Source organism: Serratia myotis (assembly GCF_027474885.1).
Lineage (GTDB): Bacteria > Pseudomonadota > Gammaproteobacteria > Enterobacterales > Enterobacteriaceae > Serratia > Serratia proteamaculans.
The window spans coordinates 4,865,398-4,884,183 of the sequence record NZ_CP099707.1 but is presented as its reverse complement, the minus strand read 5'-3'; the positions used below and the strand labels follow the sequence as shown (position 1 = coordinate 4,884,183).

General features: G+C 55.6%; 18 protein-coding genes. 12 read left to right on the top strand and 6 right to left on the bottom strand.

What is annotated here, in order from left to right; all coding sequences use genetic code 11:
• Positions 1 to 15: 15 nt before the first annotated feature.
• Positions 16 to 294, bottom strand: a complete 279-nt coding sequence (locus NHG65_RS22965) for a hypothetical protein (RefSeq protein ID WP_157765416.1) — start codon at positions 292 to 294, stop codon at positions 16 to 18.
• A 4-nt stretch (positions 295 to 298) separates the two neighbouring features.
• Between NHG65_RS22965 and mlaF the strand changes: the two genes are divergently transcribed.
• From mlaF to murA, 7 genes are all read left to right on the top strand, one after another.
• Entirely contained in the window at positions 299 to 1,114 is an 816-nt protein-coding gene (mlaF, locus tag NHG65_RS22960; protein ID WP_099062102.1) for a phospholipid ABC transporter ATP-binding protein MlaF, read from the top strand.
• Positions 1,115 to 1,118: 4 nt separating this feature from the next.
• A complete protein-coding gene (mlaE, locus tag NHG65_RS22955; protein ID WP_099062103.1) occupies positions 1,119 to 1,901 on the top strand; it encodes a lipid asymmetry maintenance ABC transporter permease subunit MlaE in 783 nt (260 codons plus the stop codon).
• A 4-nt stretch (positions 1,902 to 1,905) separates the two neighbouring features.
• A complete protein-coding gene (gene mlaD / locus NHG65_RS22950) occupies positions 1,906 to 2,439 on the top strand; it encodes an outer membrane lipid asymmetry maintenance protein MlaD (protein ID WP_112347120.1) in 534 nt (177 codons plus the stop codon).
• A 14-nt stretch (positions 2,440 to 2,453) separates the two neighbouring features.
• Positions 2,454 to 3,083, top strand: a complete 630-nt coding sequence (gene mlaC / locus NHG65_RS22945; protein ID WP_099062105.1) for a phospholipid-binding protein MlaC — start codon at positions 2,454 to 2,456, stop codon at positions 3,081 to 3,083.
• Positions 3,083 to 3,385, top strand: coding sequence for a lipid asymmetry maintenance protein MlaB (mlaB, locus tag NHG65_RS22940; protein ID WP_099062106.1), 303 nt, complete (start codon positions 3,083 to 3,085; stop codon positions 3,383 to 3,385). The genes mlaC and mlaB overlap by 1 nt, the downstream gene beginning before the upstream one ends.
• Positions 3,386 to 3,525: 140 nt before the next feature.
• A complete protein-coding gene (gene ibaG / locus NHG65_RS22935) occupies positions 3,526 to 3,780 on the top strand; it encodes a BolA family iron metabolism protein IbaG (RefSeq protein WP_012147051.1) in 255 nt (84 codons plus the stop codon).
• A 55-nt stretch (positions 3,781 to 3,835) separates the two neighbouring features.
• Positions 3,836 to 5,095, top strand: coding sequence for a UDP-N-acetylglucosamine 1-carboxyvinyltransferase (gene murA / locus NHG65_RS22930; RefSeq protein WP_099062107.1), 1,260 nt, complete (start codon positions 3,836 to 3,838; stop codon positions 5,093 to 5,095).
• A 70-nt stretch (positions 5,096 to 5,165) separates the two neighbouring features.
• Here the strand turns inward: murA and degS are convergent, their stop codons facing one another.
• From degS to zapG, 3 genes are all read right to left on the bottom strand, one after another.
• Entirely contained in the window at positions 5,166 to 6,224 is a 1,059-nt protein-coding gene (gene degS, locus NHG65_RS22925; RefSeq protein WP_207977351.1) for an outer membrane-stress sensor serine endopeptidase DegS, read from the bottom strand.
• Positions 6,225 to 6,320: 96 nt separating this feature from the next.
• On the bottom strand, positions 6,321 to 7,691 hold the full coding sequence (gene degQ, locus NHG65_RS22920) for a serine endoprotease DegQ (protein WP_261416425.1): 1,371 nt from the start codon (positions 7,689 to 7,691) through the stop codon (positions 6,321 to 6,323).
• A gap of 194 nt (positions 7,692 to 7,885) precedes the next feature.
• Positions 7,886 to 8,287 carry a Z-ring associated protein ZapG gene (gene zapG / locus NHG65_RS22915; protein ID WP_085119655.1) on the bottom strand — a complete coding sequence of 134 codons (402 nt, stop codon included), beginning with the start codon at positions 8,285 to 8,287 and terminating at the stop codon, positions 7,886 to 7,888.
• Between the two features lie 231 nt (positions 8,288 to 8,518).
• On the opposite strand from zapG, the gene zapE reads away from it, so the two are divergent.
• From zapE to sspB, 5 genes are all read left to right on the top strand, one after another.
• The gene (zapE, locus tag NHG65_RS22910) at positions 8,519 to 9,646 is read left to right on the top strand and encodes a cell division protein ZapE (protein WP_099062110.1); all 1,128 of its coding nucleotides are present in this window, start codon (positions 8,519 to 8,521) and stop codon (positions 9,644 to 9,646) included.
• 276 nt (positions 9,647 to 9,922) lie between these two features.
• Positions 9,923 to 10,351 (top strand): 50S ribosomal protein L13, encoded by a 429-nt coding sequence (rplM, locus tag NHG65_RS22905; RefSeq protein WP_012147045.1) that lies wholly within the window; start codon positions 9,923 to 9,925, stop codon positions 10,349 to 10,351.
• Positions 10,352 to 10,366: 15 nt separating this feature from the next.
• Entirely contained in the window at positions 10,367 to 10,759 is a 393-nt protein-coding gene (gene rpsI / locus NHG65_RS22900; RefSeq protein ID WP_085119653.1) for a 30S ribosomal protein S9, read from the top strand.
• Positions 10,760 to 11,095: 336 nt separating this feature from the next.
• Positions 11,096 to 11,737 carry a stringent starvation protein SspA gene (gene sspA / locus NHG65_RS22895; RefSeq protein WP_085119652.1) on the top strand — a complete coding sequence of 214 codons (642 nt, stop codon included), beginning with the start codon at positions 11,096 to 11,098 and terminating at the stop codon, positions 11,735 to 11,737.
• Between the two features lie 5 nt (positions 11,738 to 11,742).
• Positions 11,743 to 12,240: a ClpXP protease specificity-enhancing factor gene (sspB, locus tag NHG65_RS22890; RefSeq protein ID WP_099062111.1), complete on the top strand. Its 498-nt coding sequence runs from the start codon at positions 11,743 to 11,745 to the stop codon at positions 12,238 to 12,240.
• A gap of 118 nt (positions 12,241 to 12,358) precedes the next feature.
• Here the strand turns inward: sspB and NHG65_RS22885 are convergent, their stop codons facing one another.
• Both NHG65_RS22885 and gltB read right to left on the bottom strand, forming a co-directional pair.
• Positions 12,359 to 13,777: a glutamate synthase small subunit gene (locus tag NHG65_RS22885; protein WP_099062112.1), complete on the bottom strand. Its 1,419-nt coding sequence runs from the start codon at positions 13,775 to 13,777 to the stop codon at positions 12,359 to 12,361.
• Between the two features lie 10 nt (positions 13,778 to 13,787).
• Entirely contained in the window at positions 13,788 to 18,248 is a 4,461-nt protein-coding gene (gene gltB / locus NHG65_RS22880) for a glutamate synthase large subunit (protein WP_499182715.1), read from the bottom strand.
• Positions 18,249 to 18,786 lie beyond the last annotated feature (538 nt).

Sequence of the window (18,786 nt, the reverse complement as noted above, 5' to 3'; positions counted from 1 at the left end):
GTCCTTTGTTGGGAATTATCCCGGTTCGTTGGTTAAAAGCCGTAATTCGGCTATCTTGCTTTGCCCTCCGTTGCGCAGGCTAAAGCCGCAGCAACGGGATTTCCCGGCTAATATATGAACACTTTCGTTTTTTTTCGTTATGGCGCCAATTTTGACCGGGTGGCGCGTAAAAGTAAAACCTATGGCACCATTGGTAGCGAAATGCCGGTAAGTTTTTGTAAAGATGAGACGCATTGCGCCCGTTGCTTTAACATCGCGGGTAGATTTGGCAAAAATGAGCCGTAAAGGATCCATTAACATGCACCAGAAGGCAGAGAATCTGGTCGAAGTTCGCGACATGACTTTCTCGCGCGGCGATCGACTGATATTCGAAGACATCAACCTGACGGTTCCCCGTGGCAAGGTGACAGCGATCATGGGGCCGTCCGGTATTGGTAAAACGACGCTGCTGCGTCTGATTGGCGGCCAGCTGGCACCGGACAGCGGTGAGATCTGGTTTGATGGCGATAACATTCCCGCGTTGTCCCGCCATCAGCTGTATGAAGCGCGCAAAAAAATGAGCATGCTGTTCCAGTCCGGCGCGCTGTTTACCGATCTGACGGTATTTGAAAACGTGGCTTATCCGCTGCGTGAACACAGCCGTTTGCCGGAACCGATCCTGCGTAGCACGGTGATGATGAAGTTGGAGGCGGTTGGGCTGCGTGGTGCGGCTGAGCTGATGCCCAATGAGTTGTCAGGCGGTATGGCGCGGCGTGCCGCGTTGGCGCGGGCGATTGCGCTCGACCCAGAGATGATCATGTTCGATGAGCCTTTCGTCGGCCAGGATCCTATCACCATGGGCGTGCTGGTGAAGCTGATCGATGAGCTCAATCACGCGCTGGGCATCACCTGCATCGTGGTTTCGCACGACGTGCCGGAGGTGCTGAGCATCGCCGACTACGCTTACATTGTTGCCGACCATCGGGTGATTGCCGAAGGCACGGCGCAAGAATTACAGAACAATCCTGATGCGCGCGTGCGCCAGTTCCTGGATGGTATTGCCGATGGGCCGGTACCTTTCCGTTATCCGGCCGGCGATTATCAGGCCGAGCTGTTAGGTTTAGGGAGTAAATAAGCTGATGTTATTACAGGCGTTAGCGTCGTTAGGACGCCGTGGCATCAACACCAGCGCCAGCTTTGGGCGCGCCGGATTGATGTTGTTCAACGCGCTGGTCGGGCGGCCTGAACCGCGTAAGCAGTGGCCGCTGTTGCTCAAGCAAATGCACAGCGTGGGCGTACAGTCGCTGTTGATCATCATGGTTTCCGGGGTGTTTATCGGCATGGTGCTGGGCCTGCAGGGCTATCTGGTGCTGACCACTTACAGCGCCGAAGCCAGTCTGGGCATGATGGTGGCGTTATCGCTGCTGCGTGAACTGGGCCCGGTGGTCACCGCACTGTTGTTTGCCGGTCGAGCCGGTTCCGCGCTGACGGCCGAAATTGGTCTGATGAAGGCGACCGAGCAAATATCCAGCCTGGAAATGATGGCGGTCGATCCGCTGCGACGTATTGTCGCACCGCGTTTCTGGGCCGGTTTGATCAGTATGCCATTGTTGACGCTTATCTTTGTCGCGCTGGGCATCTGGGGCGGCTCGGTGGTTGGCGTGGACTGGAAGGGCATTGACAGCGGCTTCTTCTGGTCGGCGATGCAGGGCGCGGTAGAGTGGAAAAAAGACTTGCTCAACTGCCTGATCAAGAGCGTGGTTTTTGCCATTACCGTGACCTGGATTGCCATCTTCAACGGCTATGATGCGGTACCGACCTCTGAAGGGATTAGCCGGGCAACAACGCGTACCGTGGTACATTCGTCACTGGCGGTGTTGGGATTGGATTTCGTGCTGACAGCACTGATGTTTGGGAATTGATTCGATGCAAACGAAGAAGAGTGAAATCTGGGTTGGGGCATTTATGCTGATTGCGCTGTGCGCCATCGTGTTTTTGTGCCTGCAAGTGGCGAACATTAAGTCGATTGGTAACGAACCGACCTACCGTATTTACGCGACCTTCGATAATATCGGCGGTCTGAAAGCGCGTTCACCGGTGAAGATCGGCGGGGTAATGATAGGCCGGGTGGCCGATATCTCGCTTGATCCTAAAACCTATACGCCGCGCGTCGCCCTGGACATCCAGGATAAATTCGACCAGATCCCGGACACCAGCTCGCTGGCGATCCGCACCTCCGGCCTGCTGGGGGAGCAATATCTGGCACTGAACGTCGGTTTTGAAGATCCGGATATGGGCACCGCCATTTTGAAAGATGGCGGCACTATTCAGGACACCAAATCAGCCATGGTACTGGAAGATCTGATCGGCCAGTTCCTGTATAAGAGCGGCGGTCAGGATGACGCAGCCAAAGCGGGCGACGCGACTGCTGCGCCGCAACCTGCTGCCCCTATTCATTAAGAGAGGAAACCTGCATGTTTAAACGTTTACTTATGGTTGCTCTGCTGGTGGTTGCGCCGCTGGCGAATGCGGTCGATCAAACCAATCCTTATAGCCTGATGCAAGACGCGGCTCAAAAGACCTTCACCCGTCTGAAAACCGAACAGCCAAAGATCAAGCAGGATCCTAACTACCTGCGTTCCGTAGTGCATCAGGAACTGATGCCGTTTGTGCAGGTCAAATACGCCGGTGCGCTGGTGTTGGGCCGTTATTACAAAGACGCGACGCCGGCACAGCGTGAAGCTTACTTCACCGCATTCCAGGCTTATCTGGAGCAGGCCTACGGCCAGGCGCTGGCGATGTACCACGGCCAGACTTACCAGATTGAACCTGAAAAGCCGCTGGATAATGCCGATATTGTGGCCATTCGCGTGACCATCATTGATCAGGGCGGTCGTCCGCCGGTGCGTCTGGATTTCCAATGGCGCAAAAACAGCAAGACGGGTTACTGGCAGGCATATGACATGATCGCCGAAGGCGTCAGCATGATCACCACCAAGCAAAACGAGTGGGCATCTACCCTGCGTACTCAAGGGATTGACGGCCTGACCAAACAGCTGCAGGCAGCGGCGCAGCGTCCAATCACGCTGGATCAGAAAAACTGATGACCACGGCCCTCAGCTTTGAATCGCAGCAGCAGACCCTGATCCTGCGCGGTGAACTGGATCGGGAAACTCTGTTGCCGCTGTGGGAACAGCGGGAAACGTTGCTGGCGGATAAAACCGTCCTCGACGTTACGCAACTGCAGCGTGTGGACTCTTCCGGGCTGGCATTGCTGGTACATCTGCGTGAACAGCAGCGTCAGCGCGGTGTGGAATTAAAAATTTCTGGCGTCAGCGATCGCCTGAAAACCTTGATCACGCTGTACAACCTGCAAGCAATAATGCCTGTTGATACCGCTGGTTAGCCCTACTTTCGGCTGGCTATAGACGGTTTCGCCTCAGAAAGCCCCTGTTACACAGGGGCTTTTTCTTTAGTTTAAGAAAACGTCTGATTCCACTAAGATGTCAGGCTGATTATGATCCTTTTGATGCAGAACTGGATACTATGGAAAATAACGAGATTAAAGACGTGTTGATGCGAGCATTGGCACTGGATGAAGCACATGTTACTGGCGACGGTAGCCATTTTCAGGTGATTGTGGTCGGTGAGCTGTTTGCCGCCATGAGCCGCGTCAAGAAACAACAGACAGTGTATGCACCGCTGATGGAATACATTGCGGACAACCGTATTCATGCCTTGTCGATTAAGGCATACACCCCTGAAGAGTGGCAGCGAGACCGCAAACTCAACGGATTTTAAGGCTGTTTGCCCAGCGGGGCGGGCAGCGTCAGTTTAGATAATAGAGAGTAGTCAAATGGATAAATTTCGTGTGCAGGGCCGGACCCGTCTCAGCGGTGAAGTTGCTATTTCCGGGGCTAAAAATGCCGCCCTGCCGATCCTGTTCGCCGCATTATTAGCGGAAGAGCCGGTCGAGCTGCAGAATGTCCCGAAGCTGAAGGACATCGATACCACCATTAAGCTACTCAACCAGTTAGGCACCAAGATTGAACGCAATGGCTCGGTGTTTGTTGACGCCAGCGGTGTGAATGAATTCTGCGCCCCCTATGACCTGGTGAAAACCATGCGTGCTTCTATCTGGGCACTGGGGCCGCTGGTCGCTCGCTTTGGCCGTGGCCAGGTTTCCCTGCCGGGTGGCTGTGCGATCGGGGCACGTCCGGTTGATCTGCACATCACGGGTCTGGAACAGCTGGGTGCTGAGATCAAACTGGAAGAAGGCTATGTTAAAGCTTCCGTTGACGGCCGCCTGAAGGGCGCACACATCGTTATGGACAAGGTGAGCGTTGGCGCTACCGTGACCATCATGAGTGCGGCAACGCTGGCGACCGGCACCACCGTGATTGAGAACGCGGCTCGCGAGCCGGAAATTGTCGATACCGCCAACTTCCTTAACACGCTGGGTGCGAAAATCACCGGAGCAGGCAGTGACCGCATCACCATCGAGGGCGTTGAGCGCCTGGGCGGCGGTGTTTATCGCGTGCTGCCGGACCGTATCGAGACCGGTACCTTCCTGATCGCTGCCGCGGTTTCCGGTGGTAAAGTGATGTGCCGTGATACTCGTCCAGATACGCTGGATGCGGTGCTGGCCAAGCTGCGTGAAGCCGGTGCGGATATCGAAGTAGGCGAAGACTGGATCAGCCTGGACATGCATGGCAAGCGTCCGAAAGCGGTGACCATTCGTACTGCGCCGCATCCGGGGTTCCCGACCGATATGCAGGCCCAGTTCAGCTTGCTGAACCTGGTCGCAGAAGGCACCGGTGTGATCACCGAGACCATCTTCGAAAACCGCTTCATGCATGTGCCTGAACTGATCCGCATGGGCGCACACGCCGAGATCGAGAGCAACACTGTGATTTGTCACGGCGTTGAGCAACTGTCCGGTGCACAGGTGATGGCGACCGATCTGCGCGCTTCAGCCAGTCTGGTGATTGCGGGTTGTATCGCTGACGGTGTAACCGTGGTCGATCGTATCTATCACATTGACCGTGGCTATGAGTGTATTGAAGACAAGCTGCGTGCGCTGGGTGCGAATATCGAGCGTGTGAAAGGCGAATAATCTGTTGGATGCCGGGGTGTTGCCCCGGCGGAAATGCAGTATTGAAGGGTCTGGCTTTGCCGGGCCCTTTTTAATTGTTATCTTCCGGGAATTCACCCACCGTCATCTTCAGCGTGATGCGTTTGCCCTCGCGCAGTACGACCACCGGAATTTCTGTACCGGGGCGGATCTCCGCCACCTGATCCATGGTCTCCAATACCGATATTGCCGGTTTGTTGTCGACATTGATAATCACGTCGTTGATATGGAAGCCGGCGTTACCTGCCGGTCCGTTCGGCGTAATTTCGGTCACGATAATGCCCTGCAGGCGATCGATGCCGGAATTGGACGAGCGCAGGGGAATAATTTCTTTACCCTGAATACCGAAATAACCACGAATGACGCGGCCGTCACGGATCAGTTTATCCATGATCTTGGTAGCCAGCTCGATGGGAATAGCGAAGCCCAAACCTTCCGGCGTTTCCCCATCGGTGACTTTATCGTAGGTCAGGGTATTGATACCGATTAACTCACCCAGCGAGTTGACCAGCGCGCCACCCGAATTGCCGCGGTTAATCGAGGCATCGGTCTGCAGGAAGGTTTGGCGACCGGTGGTGCTCATACTGATACGACCGGTGGCGCTGAGGATCCCCTGAGTAACCGTCTGGCCGAGATTATAGGGGTTGCCGATAGCCAGCACGACGTCACCCACGTGAGCGGTACGGGCGGTATTGATTGGGATAACCGGCAGGTTGCCCGGATCTATTTTCAACACCGCCAGATCGGTCAGGCTGTCAGATCCGACCAACAAGGCTTCATAGCGGCGGCCATCCTGGACGACCACGGTAATTTGTTGCGCATCCTTGATCACATGGCGATTGGTCAGGATATAACCGCGATCGTTCATGATCACCCCGGAACCCAGCGACAAAACGTTGGTGGTGCCATTTATATTACGGTTGTAGATATTCACGACGGCAGGCGCAGCGCGGCGTACCGCTTTGTTGTAGCTGACCGGTGTTTCGTCACGGGTACTGTCATGTTTTTCTGCGAACAGGGTATTGGAGGAACGTAGCACGGGAAGCGCAGCCAGCAGCAGGCCGGCAACGATTAGACCAATAACGACGGAACGCAAGATCTTAGCAAACATGGAGTTTTAGTACGTGAGGTAAAAGATACACGGAGGATAACATGAGAATACCGGGCGCAGTATGTCACCGAGCCCGGTTTTTAAACAAATTACCGATTAACGCAACAGCAGATAAATGGTTTCACCGCCGCGCACGATGTTCAGTGCCATCACCGGGGGTTTGGCTTCAAGTACCTTGCGTAACGCCGTGATGTTCTCAATACGCTGGCGGTTGATGCCAATGATCACATCATCTTTCTGCAGTCCGATCTGCGCAGCCACAGAACCTTTATCGACTCTGTCGATCTTCACGCCCTTGTCACCGCTTGGAATGGCACCGTTGCTGAGTGAAACACCCTGCAAGGCCGGAGAAAGCGTTTCGGCATTGGTGGAGGCACCATCGCTGTTATCCAGCGTAACGGAAACTTCCTGTGGCTTACCGTCGCGCAGCAACCCGATCTTGATGATTTTGCCCGGCGCGGTGGTCCCCACCTTGGCACGCAGCTCCGCGAAGCTGCTGACGGCCTTGCCGTCGACGGAAACCAGAATGTCACCGGCCTTGATACCCGCCTTGGCAGCGGCGGATTTAGGCAATACTTCGCTGACAAAGGCGCCGCGTTGGGTATCGGTATTAAACGCCTTGGCCATATCGGCGGTCATTTCACTGCCTTTGATGCCCAGCAGGCCACGTTTGACTTCGCCAAACTCGATCAGCTGTTGGCTGAGGTTCTGCGCCATGTTGCTTGGGATGGCAAAGCCGATGCCCACGTTGCCGCCGCTTGGCGCCAAAATGGCGGTGTTGATGCCGATCAGCTCACCGTTGAGGTTAACCAGTGCGCCGCCCGAGTTACCGCGGTTGATGGAAGCATCGGTCTGAATGAAGTTTTCCAGCCCTTCCAGGTTCAGGCCGCTGCGGCCCAACGCAGAAATAATGCCGGAAGTCGCGGTCTGACCCAGGCCGAACGGGTTACCGACGGCCACGGCAAAATCACCGACCCGCAGTTGATCGGAGTCCGCCATTTTAATCGCGGTCAGATTTTTCACGTCGCTGAGCTGCAGCAGGGCGATATCGGATTGCTCGTCACGACCGAGTAGCTTGGCGTCCACTTCACGGCCATCGTTCAACTGCACGCTGATTTTGTCGGCGTTGTTGATCACGTGGTTGTTGGTCAACACATAGCCTTTGGTGGCATCGATGATGACGCCAGAACCCAACCCTTCAAACGGACGTGAGCTTTGTTGCTGTCCTGGGGCATCGGGGCCGAAGAAGCGTTTGAATTCCTCAGGAACCTGCTGGCGCTGTATCTGTGTGCCTTCAACATGCACGCTGACGACGGCGGGCAGGACTTTTTCCAGCATCGGTGCCAGGCTTGGCAGCGGTTGTCCCTGAACGGCGACGGGCATCGCCGCGGTGGCTGCCGGTACGGAGGTCAGTGTGAGGCCAATACTCATTGCCAATGCACTAAGAATTAACGACTTTTTATTCATTGATTATAACTCTCTCAATACCTGCCGGTGAAAGGGTGATGATAATGCAGCAGCACTACCATAGTGAAGGATAAGACCGTGAATTTGCGTGAAAAGTTCACTCAGGCGCCAGCTTTAAGAATAGCTCAGCGTGGGGAAGAAAAACCGGGGAAAGCAAAGACCCGTGGGACTGGCCCACGGGCGAAGAACGGCGTTTAGTCGCGGCGCGGACGTTCGCCACGCAGCAGGCCAGATGCGCCTTCAGAGTAATCGCGTGGCATCTCTACCGGCGTTTGATCGTTATCCGCTTCGGCTTCGCTCAGGCGATAACGGAACGGGTTTTCCTGCATTGGCAGGTCCGGCAGCAGGTTGTTGGAGCTTTTCGCCATGTGCTGATACAGCTGGCGATAGTCGCGTGCCATGTTGTCCAGCAGCTCAGCGCTACGGGCAAAGTGGCCGACCAACTCCTGGCGATACTCTTCCAGGTCGGTTTTGCTCTTGTCCAACTCATTTTGCAAAACTTGTTGTTGACGTAATTTACGGTTACCAAAACGCATCGCTACCGCACCAATGACGATACCGACCACCAAACCAATCAGCGCATACTCCCAGGTCATGATGACTCCTATTTTGACTTCGTTGTTCCGCAGGGATTTTTCACTTAATAATATCCACTATAACCGTTAACCTTGTCCGAGTGGAATCCTGATGAGCCATGACCTGTTTTCTTCAGGGTTTTCAGTAGCGCCCTGAGTGGGTATTTGTAGCGATAAGGGCAAGAAGCCCCGTAAAATTGCCGCGAAAATGGGCTAAATAATTTCTAAGCGTTGTTAGGGAACATCGAACAGATGCAGGCACAATCACCATTATCACGCTACCAGCAGGCGCTGGATGCGGGAGAATATCAGGCCGATGCGGTGCAACGTCAGGCCGTGACTCAACTGGATCATATCTATCAGGCATTGCAGCAGACGCCCGCTGTCAATGCGTCGGTCGGTGGCCTGCGCGGCAAGTTCAACCGTTGGCTGGGCAAGAGCAGTGAAACGGCTCAGCAGCGCCCGGCTCAGGGCTTATATATGTGGGGCGGCGTTGGCCGCGGCAAGACCTGGCTGATGGATATGTTCTTCCACAGCCTGCCGGGGGACCGCAAACTGCGTCTGCATTTCCACCGTTTTATGCTGCGGGTGCACGAAGAGCTGACGGAGCTGCAGGGGCAGGAAAACCCACTTGAAATCATCGCTGACGGTTTCAAGGCGCAGACCGACGTGCTGTGTTTCGACGAATTCTTTGTTTCCGATATTACCGACGCCATGCTGCTGGCAACCTTGTTGCAGGCGCTGTTTGCCCGTGGCATTACGCTGGTGGCGACCTCCAATATTCCGCCGAACGATCTGTACCGCAACGGCCTGCAGCGTGCGCGTTTCCTGCCGGCGATCGACCTGATTAACCAGTATTGTGACGTGATGAACGTTGACGCCGGCATTGATTACCGCCTGCGCACTTTGACTCAGGCCCATTTGTACCTGACGCCGCTTGATGAGCAGACCCGGCAGACCATGGACCGGATGTTTGTGAAGCTGGCCGGCAAGGAAGGGGAGGCGGCGCCGGTATTGCAGATCAATCACCGGCCGTTGCAGGCGATCCGCGCGGTAGACGGCGTGCTGGCGGTAGATTTCCACACGTTGTGCGAAGAGGCGCGTAGCCAGTTGGACTATATTGCATTGTCGCGCCTGTACCACAGTGTGATCCTGTATAATGTGCGAGTAATGGGGCCGTTGAAGGAAAATACTGCACGTCGCTTCCTGGCGTTGGTGGATGAATTTTACGAACGTCACGTCAAGCTGGTGATTGCCGCCGAAGCGTCGATGTTTGATATTTACCAGGGGGAACGGCTGAAGTTTGAGTACCAGCGCTGCCTGTCGCGGCTGCAGGAAATGCAGAGCGAGGAGTATCTGAAGTTGCCGCATCTGCCGTGACGCCCAGGGGGACCCCGACCGCCGGTGTCCCCGCATTTCCGCCGTTAGCGCTAAATTGCGTTTCTATTCAAAAAGCGTTCGATCTTTGTGAGCGACTTCTCTATAATCTTGCGACCCCACGTTACAACAAAGTTTTTTTCCCAAAAACTTTTTAGTGCCGGCAATGGCTATTCGAAGGGGTAGGTTTGCTGGACTTGTATGGTCGTGTGAGCCTCAACTGTTTTCGAGCGTTTGGGTGTTCACCAACGTGTAACTAATTATTGGGTAAGCTTTCTAATGAAAACTTTTACAGCTAAACCAGAGAGCGTAAAACGCGACTGGTACGTTGTTGATGCAGATGGTAAAACTTTAGGCCGTCTCGCTACTGAACTGGCTCGTCGTCTGCGCGGCAAGCATAAAGCGGAATACACCCCGCACGTTGATACCGGTGACTACATCATCGTTCTGAACGCAGAAAAAGTTGCTGTAACCGGCAACAAGCGTACAGACAAAGTGTATTACCGTCACACCGGCTACGTCGGTGGTATCAAGCAAGCGACCTTTGAAGAGATGATTGCCCGCAATCCAGAGCGTGTGATTGAAATCGCGGTTAAAGGCATGCTGCCAAAGGGTCCGTTGGGTCGTGCAATGTTCCGTAAACTGAAAGTTTACGCGGGCACCGAGCACACTCACGCGGCACAGCAACCGCAAGTTCTTGACATCTAATCGGGATTATAGGCAATGGCTGAAAATCAATACTACGGCACTGGTCGCCGCAAAAGCTCCGCAGCTCGCGTTTTCATCAAGCCGGGCAGTGGTAACATCGTAATTAACCAGCGTACCCTGGAACAGTACTTCGGTCGCGAAACTGCCCGCATGGTAGTTCGTCAACCGTTGGAACTGACCGATATGGTTGGTAAATTTGACCTGTACATCACCGTTAAAGGTGGTGGTATCTCTGGTCAGGCTGGCGCTATCCGTCACGGTATCACCCGTGCACTGATGGAGTACGACGAGACTCTGCGCGGTGAATTGCGTAAAGCTGGCTTCGTAACTCGTGACGCCCGTAAGGTAGAACGTAAGAAAGTCGGCCTGCGTAAAGCACGTCGTCGTCCGCAGTTCTCCAAGCGTTAATTTTTTACTGCCTCGGCAGTGGAATTTACGCCAAAAACCCGGTGCTTCACCGGGTTTTTTTATGCCTGAAAATCAACTTGTCGCTACTAAAATCTTTGGTATATCAGACAATTCAATACGAAATCACCGTACAGCCCCCACAAAACAAGCAAAATCTGGTAAACTATCATCCACTTTTGCGCCTGTTCGCCATGCAGCAGTTATCAGCCTACCTCCGAGGCCGTTTTTATGACCTAAGGTTTCGCTGCAAGTTGCTGGCCTGCGGTCAAGATCATTCAGGATAGCAGCCTGTCCGTTGGCTATTCGCAGTATTTTCTAGATAACTTGGAGGTTTTCATGGCTGTCGCTGCCAACAAACGTTCGGTAATGACGCTGTTCTCTGGCCCGACCGACATTTTTAGCCATCAAGTACGTATCGTACTGGCGGAGAAAGGTGTCAGCGTTGAGATTGAGCAGGTTGAGTTGGATAACCTGCCGCAGGATCTGATTGACCTCAACCCGTACCAGACGGTGCCTACCCTGGTCGATCGCGAACTGACCCTGTATGAATCCCGTATCATCATGGAATACCTTGATGAGCGCTTCCCGCACCCACCATTGATGCCGGTCTACCCGGTTGCTCGCGGTGAGAGCCGCTTGATGATGCTGCGTATCGAGAAAAACTGGTATTCGCTGATGTACAAAATCGAGCAGAGCAACGGTCAGGAAGCTGAATCAGCACGCCGTCAACTGCGCGAAGAACTGCTGGCGATTGCCCCTATCTTTGGCCAGACCCCGTACTTCATGAGCGAAGAGTTCAGCCTGGTAGATTGCTACCTGGCGCCGCTGCTGTGGCGTTTGCCGCAGTTGGGCATTGAACTGAGCGGTGCCGGTTCCAAAGAGCTGAAAGGCTACATGACTCGCGTGTTCGAGCGTGATGCCTTCCTGGCCTCCCTGACCGAACCCGAGCGCGAAATGCGCCTGCAGACTCGGGGCTAAGCGTTATGGATATGTCTCAGATGACTCCACGCCGTCCGTACCTGCTGCGGGCGTTCTATGACTGGTTGCTGGACAATCAGTTGACACCGCACCTGGTGGTGGATGTGACGCGTCCTGACGTGCAGGTACCTATGGAATTCGCCCGTGATGGTCAGATCGTTCTGAACATCGCGCCGCGTGCAGTAGGCAACCTGGAATTAGGCAACGACGAAGTGCATTTCAACGCGCGTTTCGGTGGTGTGCCACGTGAGGTCCTGGTGCCAATGGCAGCGGTGCTGGCAATTTATGCCCGTGAAAACGGTGCAGGCACCATGTTCGAACCGGAAGCCGCTTATGAAGCGGAAGGCACGTTTGAAGGTTTGGACAATGAGACGATCCCTTCGGAAAGCCTGATGTCGGTAATTGATGGTGATCGCCCTGATCTGGATGAAGGTAACGATCCGGATGATGAGCCACCACCGCCGCCACGTGGTGGTCGCCCGGCACTGCGCGTGGTGAAATAACCTCGCAGTGGTGAACACGAAAGGTCGCTTTGGCGACCTTTTTTATTGCCTGCGCCCCGGGAAAAAACAAAGGGCCCGGCAGAGTTAACCGCGGGCCCTTGGGGTGAAGCTGAGGAGCTTAGACTTCCAGGTAGCTCATGATGCCATCGGCTGCTTTACGGCCTTCGGCAATCGCAGTCACTACCAGATCTGAACCGCGCACCGCATCGCCACCGGCGAAGATCTTCGGGTTGCTGGTCTGGAAGGCATTATCGGTGCTTTCCGGCGCCACAATACGGCCCTGTTTGTCGAGCTCAACGTCGTGAGCGGCCAACCAGTCCATCTTATGCGGGCGGAAACCAAAGGCCAGAACTACGGCATCGGCATCGATGATGTGCTCGGAGCCCGGTACCTGCTCCGCCGTTTGGCGGCCATTGGCATCCGGTGCACCCAACTGGGTACGAACCATTTTCACACCGGCCACGCGACCGGCGCTGTTCAGTTCGATGCTCAGCGGCTGCAGGTTGAATTTGAAATCAACCCCTTCCTCACGCGCGTTTTTCACTTCACGCTTGGAGCCTGGCATGTTGGCTTCATCACGGCGGTAGGCACAGATAACGTCGGTTGCCCCCTGGCGGACAGAGGTACGCACGCAGTCCATCGCGGTATCACCACCGCCCAGTACCACCACGCGTTTGCCTTCCATGTTGATATACGGCTCGTGCTGCTCGGCTTGATAGCCCATCAGCTGCTTGGTGTTGGCGATCAGGAACGGCAGTGCGTCATAGACGCCCGGCGCTTCTTCATTCTCCAGGCCACCGCGCATGGACTGATAGGTACCGACACCGAGGAACACCGCGTCATACTCACTCAGCAGCGTCTCCATGGTGATGTCTTTACCCACTTCGGTATTGAGTTGGAACTCAATGCCCATCTCGCTGAAGATGCCACGGCGTTTCACCATTACTTCTTTTTCCAGCTTGAAGGCCGGGATACCGAAGGTCAGCAGGCCACCGATCTCCGGATGACGATCGTAAACCACCGCTTTCACGCCGTTGCGAGTCAGCACGTCGGCACAGGCCAGGCCGGCAGGGCCAGCACCGATCACTGCTACGCGTTTGCCGGTAGGCAGCACGTGGGACATGTCCGGTTTCCAGCCCATCTCAATCGCTTTATCGCTGATATAGCGCTCGATGTTACCGATAGTCACCGCACCGAACTCGTCGTTCAGGGTGCAGGAGCCTTCACACAGACGATCCTGTGGGCAAACGCGGCCGCACACTTCCGGCAGGCTGTTGGTCTGGTGCGCCAGGTCCGCAGCTTCCATGATGCGGCCTTCGTTCGCCAGCTTCAGCCAGTTCGGGATGTAGTTGTGAACCGGGCATTTCCATTCGCAATACGGGTTACCGCAGGACAGGCAGCGGTCCGCCTGCGACTTCGCCTGAGTTTCCGAAAACGGCTCGTAAATCTCTACAAACTCAATTTTACGGATCTTGAGCGGTTTCTTTGGCGGATCAACGCGCTGCAGGTCGATAAATTGATAAACATTCTGACTCATTAATGACCTCTTACTGCGCCTGAACCCGCAGCTCGGCTGCGGAACGACTACGGTGACCCAACAATGCTTTGACATCACTGGACTTCGGCTTGACCAGAGCGAACTTCGGCGCCCATTCCGGCCAGTTAGCCAGAATCTCTTCCGCACGCGAAGAACCGGTCGCCTGAACGTGCTCGGTAATCAAGCCACGCAGGTGCTCTTCATGAATCGCCAGTTGTTCGACATCCAACACTTCCACCAGCTCCGGGTTCACACGTTTGCGGAACTCGCCGTCCTCATCCAGCACGTAGGCGAAGCCGCCGGTCATGCCCGCACCAAAGTTGATGCCGGTTTTCCCCAGCACGCAGACGATGCCGCCGGTCATGTATTCACAACCGTTGTCACCGATGCCTTCGACTACGGTGATGGCACCGGAGTTACGCACGGCGAAACGCTCACCGGCACGGCCTGCGGCGAACAGCTTGCCGCCGGTAGCGCCGTACAAACAGGTGTTACCGATGATGCTGGCTTCGTGGCTGCGGAATGCAGATCCAATCGGTGGGCGTACGGCGATACGGCCACCGGCCATGCCTTTACCGACGTAGTCGTTGGCGTCGCCGGTCAGGGTCAGTTCAACCCCACCCGCATTCCAGACGCCGAAGCTCTGGCCTGCAGTACCGGAGAAGTACGCCTTGATCGGATCGGCTGCCATACCCTGATCGCCATGCACGGTAGCGATGGCACCGGACAGGGTAGCGCCCACTGAGCGGTCGGTATTGCGGATATCGAAGTAGAAAGCCTTACTGTGCTTGGCTTCGATATGCGGTTCCGCCTGCGCCAGCAGATCTTTGTTCATCAACCCCTGGTCGAACGGTGGGTTGCTGCTTTCAGTGCAGTACAGCGCCTTGCCTGGGTGCGGCGTAGCGGTTTGCAGCAACGGCGACAGATCCAGTTTGTTCTGCTTGGCAGAAATACCGTCCAGTTCGGTCAGGAACTCGGTACGACCAATCAGATCGACCAGTTGGCTGACACCCAGTTGCGCCATGATTTCGCGGGTTTCACGCGCGATAAACTGGAAGTAGTTAACCACACGTTCCGGCAGGCCGTGATAGTGATCGCGGCGCAGTTTTTCGTCCTGAGTTGCCACGCCGGTTGCGCAGTTATTCAGGTGACAGATACGCAGATATTTACAACCCAGCGCCACCATAGGGCCGGTGCCGAAGCCAAAGCTCTCTGCACCGAGGATCGCCGCTTTGACGATATCCACGCCGGTTTTCAGGCCGCCATCCACCTGCAGGCGGATTTTATGACGCAGGCCGTTAGCCACCAGCGCCTGCTGGGTTTCCACCAGGCCCAGTTCCCACGGACAACCGGCATATTTCACCGAAGACAGCGGGCTGGCACCGGTACCGCCATCGTAGCCGGCGATGGTGATCAGGTCGGCATAGGCTTTCGCCACGCCGGTGGCGATGGTGCCGACGCCCGGTTCGGAAACCAGCTTCACCGAAATCATCGCCTTCGGGTTGACCTGTTTCAGGTCGAAGATCAACTGTGCCAGATCTTCGATCGAGTAGATGTCATGGTGTGGCGGTGGGGATATCAGGGTCACGCCCGGCACCGAGTAACGCAGCTTGGCGATATACGGGGTTACCTTATCGCCAGGCAACTGACCGCCTTCACCCGGCTTGGCCCCTTGAGCCACTTTAATCTGGATCACATCGGCATTCACCAGGTAGGCCGGGGTCACGCCGAAACGGCCGGACGCCACCTGCTTGATACGTGACACCTTGTTGGTGCCGTAGCGCGCAGGATCTTCGCCGCCTTCACCGGAGTTGGAGAAGCCGCCGAGGCTGTTCATGGCAATCGCCAGCGACTCATGCGCTTCCGGGCTCAGTGCACCGATAGACATGGCTGCGGTATCGAAACGTTTGAACAGCGATTCGGCCGGTTCAACCTGATCGACCGGAATTGGCGTGCCCTTCGGCGTAATGGCCAACAGGTCGCGCAGCATTGCCACCGGGCGTTCATTCACCAGTTTGGCGTAAGTTTGATAGTCGCTGTATTTGCCGCTGTGAACCGCGGTTTGCAGCGTGCTCACCACGTCAGGGTTGTACGCATGGTACTCGCCGTCGTGGACAAACTTCAGCAGGCCACCCTGTTCCAGCGGCTTGCGTTTCAGCCACGCGCGCTTGGACAGGTTCTGCAGATCCTGTTGGATATCGCTGAAACTGGCGCCGCCGATGCGGCTGACCACGCCCTGGAAACACAAATCGGACAGATCGCGATGCAAACCGACGGCCTCGAACAATTTGGCGCAGCGGTAAGAAGCAATCGTCGAGATGCCCATTTTGGACATGATCTTGTACAGGCCTTTGTTGATGCCGTTACGGTAGTTCAGCATCACTTCACGGTATTTCTTGTCGATCGCCTGGGTATCTACCAGTTTGGCCAGGGTTTCGTAGGCCAGGTACGGGTAGACCGCCGTCGCGCCGAAGCCCAGCAGCACGGCGAAATGGTGCGGATCGCGGGCGCTGGCGGTTTCAACGATAATGTTGGCGTCGCAACGCAGGTTCTTATCTACCAGACGGGTCTGGATCGCGCCTACGGCCATCGGTGCAGGCACCGGCAAACGGCTTGTGGAGATAGCGCGGTCGGACAGCACCAACAGCACGGCACCGTCGCGGACTTTGCGTTCCGCTTCGTCGCACAGGGCGCGAATGGTCTGTTCCAGGTCTTGCTCGGCCGGATCAAAGGTCAGATCGAGCGTATCGGCGCGATAATATTCGCCTTCCAGCGTGGTGAGCTGTTTGAAGTCGGAGTACAGCAGGATCGGCGATTTGAAGCTTAAACGGTGCGCCTGACCTTCGGCCTCGCAGAACACGTTCATTTCGCGGCCGATGCTGGTCGCCAGTGACATCACATGCGCTTCACGCAGTGGATCGATCGGTGGGTTGGTCACCTGGGCGAACTGCTGACGGAAATAGTCATAAATGATGCGCGGACGACTGGAGAGCACGGCGAACGGGGTATCGTCACCCATTGAGCCAGTGGCTTCCTGGCCAATTTCACCCAGCACGCGGATCACCTGATCCAGTTCTTCGCTGCTGTAGCCGAACTGTTTCTGGTAAGTCTCGAGCTGCGAGTCGTCAAGTTCGCGGCTACCGACCTGATCGGCCGGCAGGTCTTCGAATGGCACCAGACGCTTGACGTTCTTTTCCATCCACTCTTTATACGGGTGGCGGCTTTTCAGATCGTTGTCGGTCTCGGCGGAGTGCAGGATCCTGCCGCTGCGGGTGTCGATCACCATCAGCTCGCCAGGGCCCACGCGGCCTTTCTCTACCACCTCATCGGGCTGGTAATCCCAGATCCCGACTTCCGAGGCGCAGGTAATCAGCTTGTCTTTGGTGATGACGTAGCGCGCCGGACGCAGACCGTTACGGTCCAGGTTACAGGCGGCGTAGCGGCCATCGGACATCACGATGCCGGCAGGGCCGTCCCACGGCTCCATGTGCATCGAGTTGAAGTCGAAGAAGGCGCGCAGATCGGTGTCCATGTCCGGGTTGTTCTGCCAGGCCGGTGGCACCAGCAGGCGCATGGCACGGATCAGATCCATCCCGCCCGCCAGCAGCAGTTCCAGCATGTTATCCAGCGAGCTGGAGTCGGAGCCGGTTTCATTAACGAACGGCGCGGCAGTCTGCAGATCCGGGATCAGCGGCGTCTGGAATTTATAAGTACGGGCCCGTGCCCACTGGCGGTTACCGGTGATGGTGTTGATCTCGCCGTTGTGCGCCAGATAGCGGAACGGCTGTGCCAGCGGCCAGCGCGGCACGGTGTTGGTGGAAAAACGCTGATGGAACAGGCAGATGGCCGATTCCAGGCGCAGGTCCGCCAGATCAAGATAGAAACGCGGCAGATCCGCAGGCATGCATAAGCCTTTATAGATCGTCACCAGGTTGGAGAAACTGCAGACATAGAAGCTGTCGTCCTGGACGCGCTTCTCGATACGGCGGCGCGCGATAAACAGGCGGCGTTCCATATCGCGTGGACGCCAGCCAGCCGGGGCGTTAACAAAGATTTGTTCAATGCGTGGCAGAGAAGAGAGGGCGATCTCACCCAATACGTCCGGGTTGGTCGGCACTTCACGCCAGCCGACCACTGACAGCGTTTCATTCTGCAGTTCTTCTTCGACAATGCGGCGGCTGGCACGGGCTTCCTCTTCGTTCTGGCTGAGGAACATCATGCCAACGGCGTAGTTCTTGGCTAAGCGCCAGCTGCGTTCTTCCGCCACCATGCGGAAAAAGCGGTCAGGCTTTTGTAATAACAGGCCGCAACCGTCGCCAGTCTTGCCGTCAGCAAGGATTGCGCCACGGTGCTGCATACGGGCCAGCGCGTGAATAGCAGTACGCACCACCTTATGGCTAGGTTCGCCTTCTATGTGGGCGATCAGGCCGAAACCACAGTTGTCCCGCTCTTGGGATTTATCGTACAACATATCAGTGAACCTCCCCAGGCTCTGCGTGACTCTCACAACCTTTCACGAGGGGGCTTCCCTTCAGGCAGAAGTCCAATCAGCAAGGTTAATAGCGCCGATCTGCTTTTCCGCCCTCCGTTAATGGCCTCTCGTGACGGTTCTCACAAGTGGTAAATGACTTGTTTTAAGAGGGAGTCTTAAATTACTGCATAAATATGACGAGACGTTTGCCCGTCCAGAAAGCTTCCAGCGGACTTCCAACTTAGCGAGAAAGAATACGCAGGTCAACTATAGGCCTAAGGGGGTTTCTTATGGGATTTATTGCGGTCAATTAATTGATATTTAATATGTTATGGCAATTTTTGAGCTTGCGCAGGGGAGTGGTGAACCCCGGAGAAATGTGAGCTGTCTCACTATAGTGCAATGCCTGAATCTCTGCACCATGCTAGTGCGGGTGTGAATGTCAGAGTTTTGTTCTAATAAGTTAATCTTTTTCGTTGTTTATAACTATTTTTCATCGCTTTGTCATATTGACGTGAACGGTTGCGTGAGAATAAGA

Excerpts from the sequence above, each read along its gene's own strand:
- NHG65_RS22965 (WP_157765416.1), bottom strand. The coding sequence starts at position 294 with ATGGATCCTTTACGGCTCATTTTTGCCAAATCTACCCGCGATGTTAAA.
- mlaF (WP_099062102.1), top strand. The coding sequence starts at position 299 with ATGCACCAGAAGGCAGAGAATCTGGTCGAAGTTCGCGACATGACTTTC.
- mlaE (WP_099062103.1), top strand. The coding sequence starts at position 1,119 with ATGTTATTACAGGCGTTAGCGTCGTTAGGACGCCGTGGCATCAACACC.
- mlaD (WP_112347120.1), top strand. The coding sequence starts at position 1,906 with ATGCAAACGAAGAAGAGTGAAATCTGGGTTGGGGCATTTATGCTGATT.
- mlaC (WP_099062105.1), top strand. The coding sequence starts at position 2,454 with ATGTTTAAACGTTTACTTATGGTTGCTCTGCTGGTGGTTGCGCCGCTG.
- mlaB (WP_099062106.1), top strand. The coding sequence starts at position 3,083 with ATGACCACGGCCCTCAGCTTTGAATCGCAGCAGCAGACCCTGATCCTG.
- ibaG (WP_012147051.1), top strand. The coding sequence starts at position 3,526 with ATGGAAAATAACGAGATTAAAGACGTGTTGATGCGAGCATTGGCACTG.
- murA (WP_099062107.1), top strand. The coding sequence starts at position 3,836 with ATGGATAAATTTCGTGTGCAGGGCCGGACCCGTCTCAGCGGTGAAGTT.
- degS (WP_207977351.1), bottom strand. The coding sequence starts at position 6,224 with ATGTTTGCTAAGATCTTGCGTTCCGTCGTTATTGGTCTAATCGTTGCC.
- degQ (WP_261416425.1), bottom strand. The coding sequence starts at position 7,691 with ATGAATAAAAAGTCGTTAATTCTTAGTGCATTGGCAATGAGTATTGGC.
- zapG (WP_085119655.1), bottom strand. The coding sequence starts at position 8,287 with ATGACCTGGGAGTATGCGCTGATTGGTTTGGTGGTCGGTATCGTCATT.
- zapE (WP_099062110.1), top strand. The coding sequence starts at position 8,519 with ATGCAGGCACAATCACCATTATCACGCTACCAGCAGGCGCTGGATGCG.
- rplM (WP_012147045.1), top strand. The coding sequence starts at position 9,923 with ATGAAAACTTTTACAGCTAAACCAGAGAGCGTAAAACGCGACTGGTAC.
- rpsI (WP_085119653.1), top strand. The coding sequence starts at position 10,367 with ATGGCTGAAAATCAATACTACGGCACTGGTCGCCGCAAAAGCTCCGCA.
- sspA (WP_085119652.1), top strand. The coding sequence starts at position 11,096 with ATGGCTGTCGCTGCCAACAAACGTTCGGTAATGACGCTGTTCTCTGGC.
- sspB (WP_099062111.1), top strand. The coding sequence starts at position 11,743 with ATGGATATGTCTCAGATGACTCCACGCCGTCCGTACCTGCTGCGGGCG.
- NHG65_RS22885 (WP_099062112.1), bottom strand. The coding sequence starts at position 13,777 with ATGAGTCAGAATGTTTATCAATTTATCGACCTGCAGCGCGTTGATCCG.
- gltB (WP_499182715.1), bottom strand. The coding sequence starts at position 18,248 with ATGTTGTACGATAAATCCCAAGAGCGGGACAACTGTGGTTTCGGCCTG.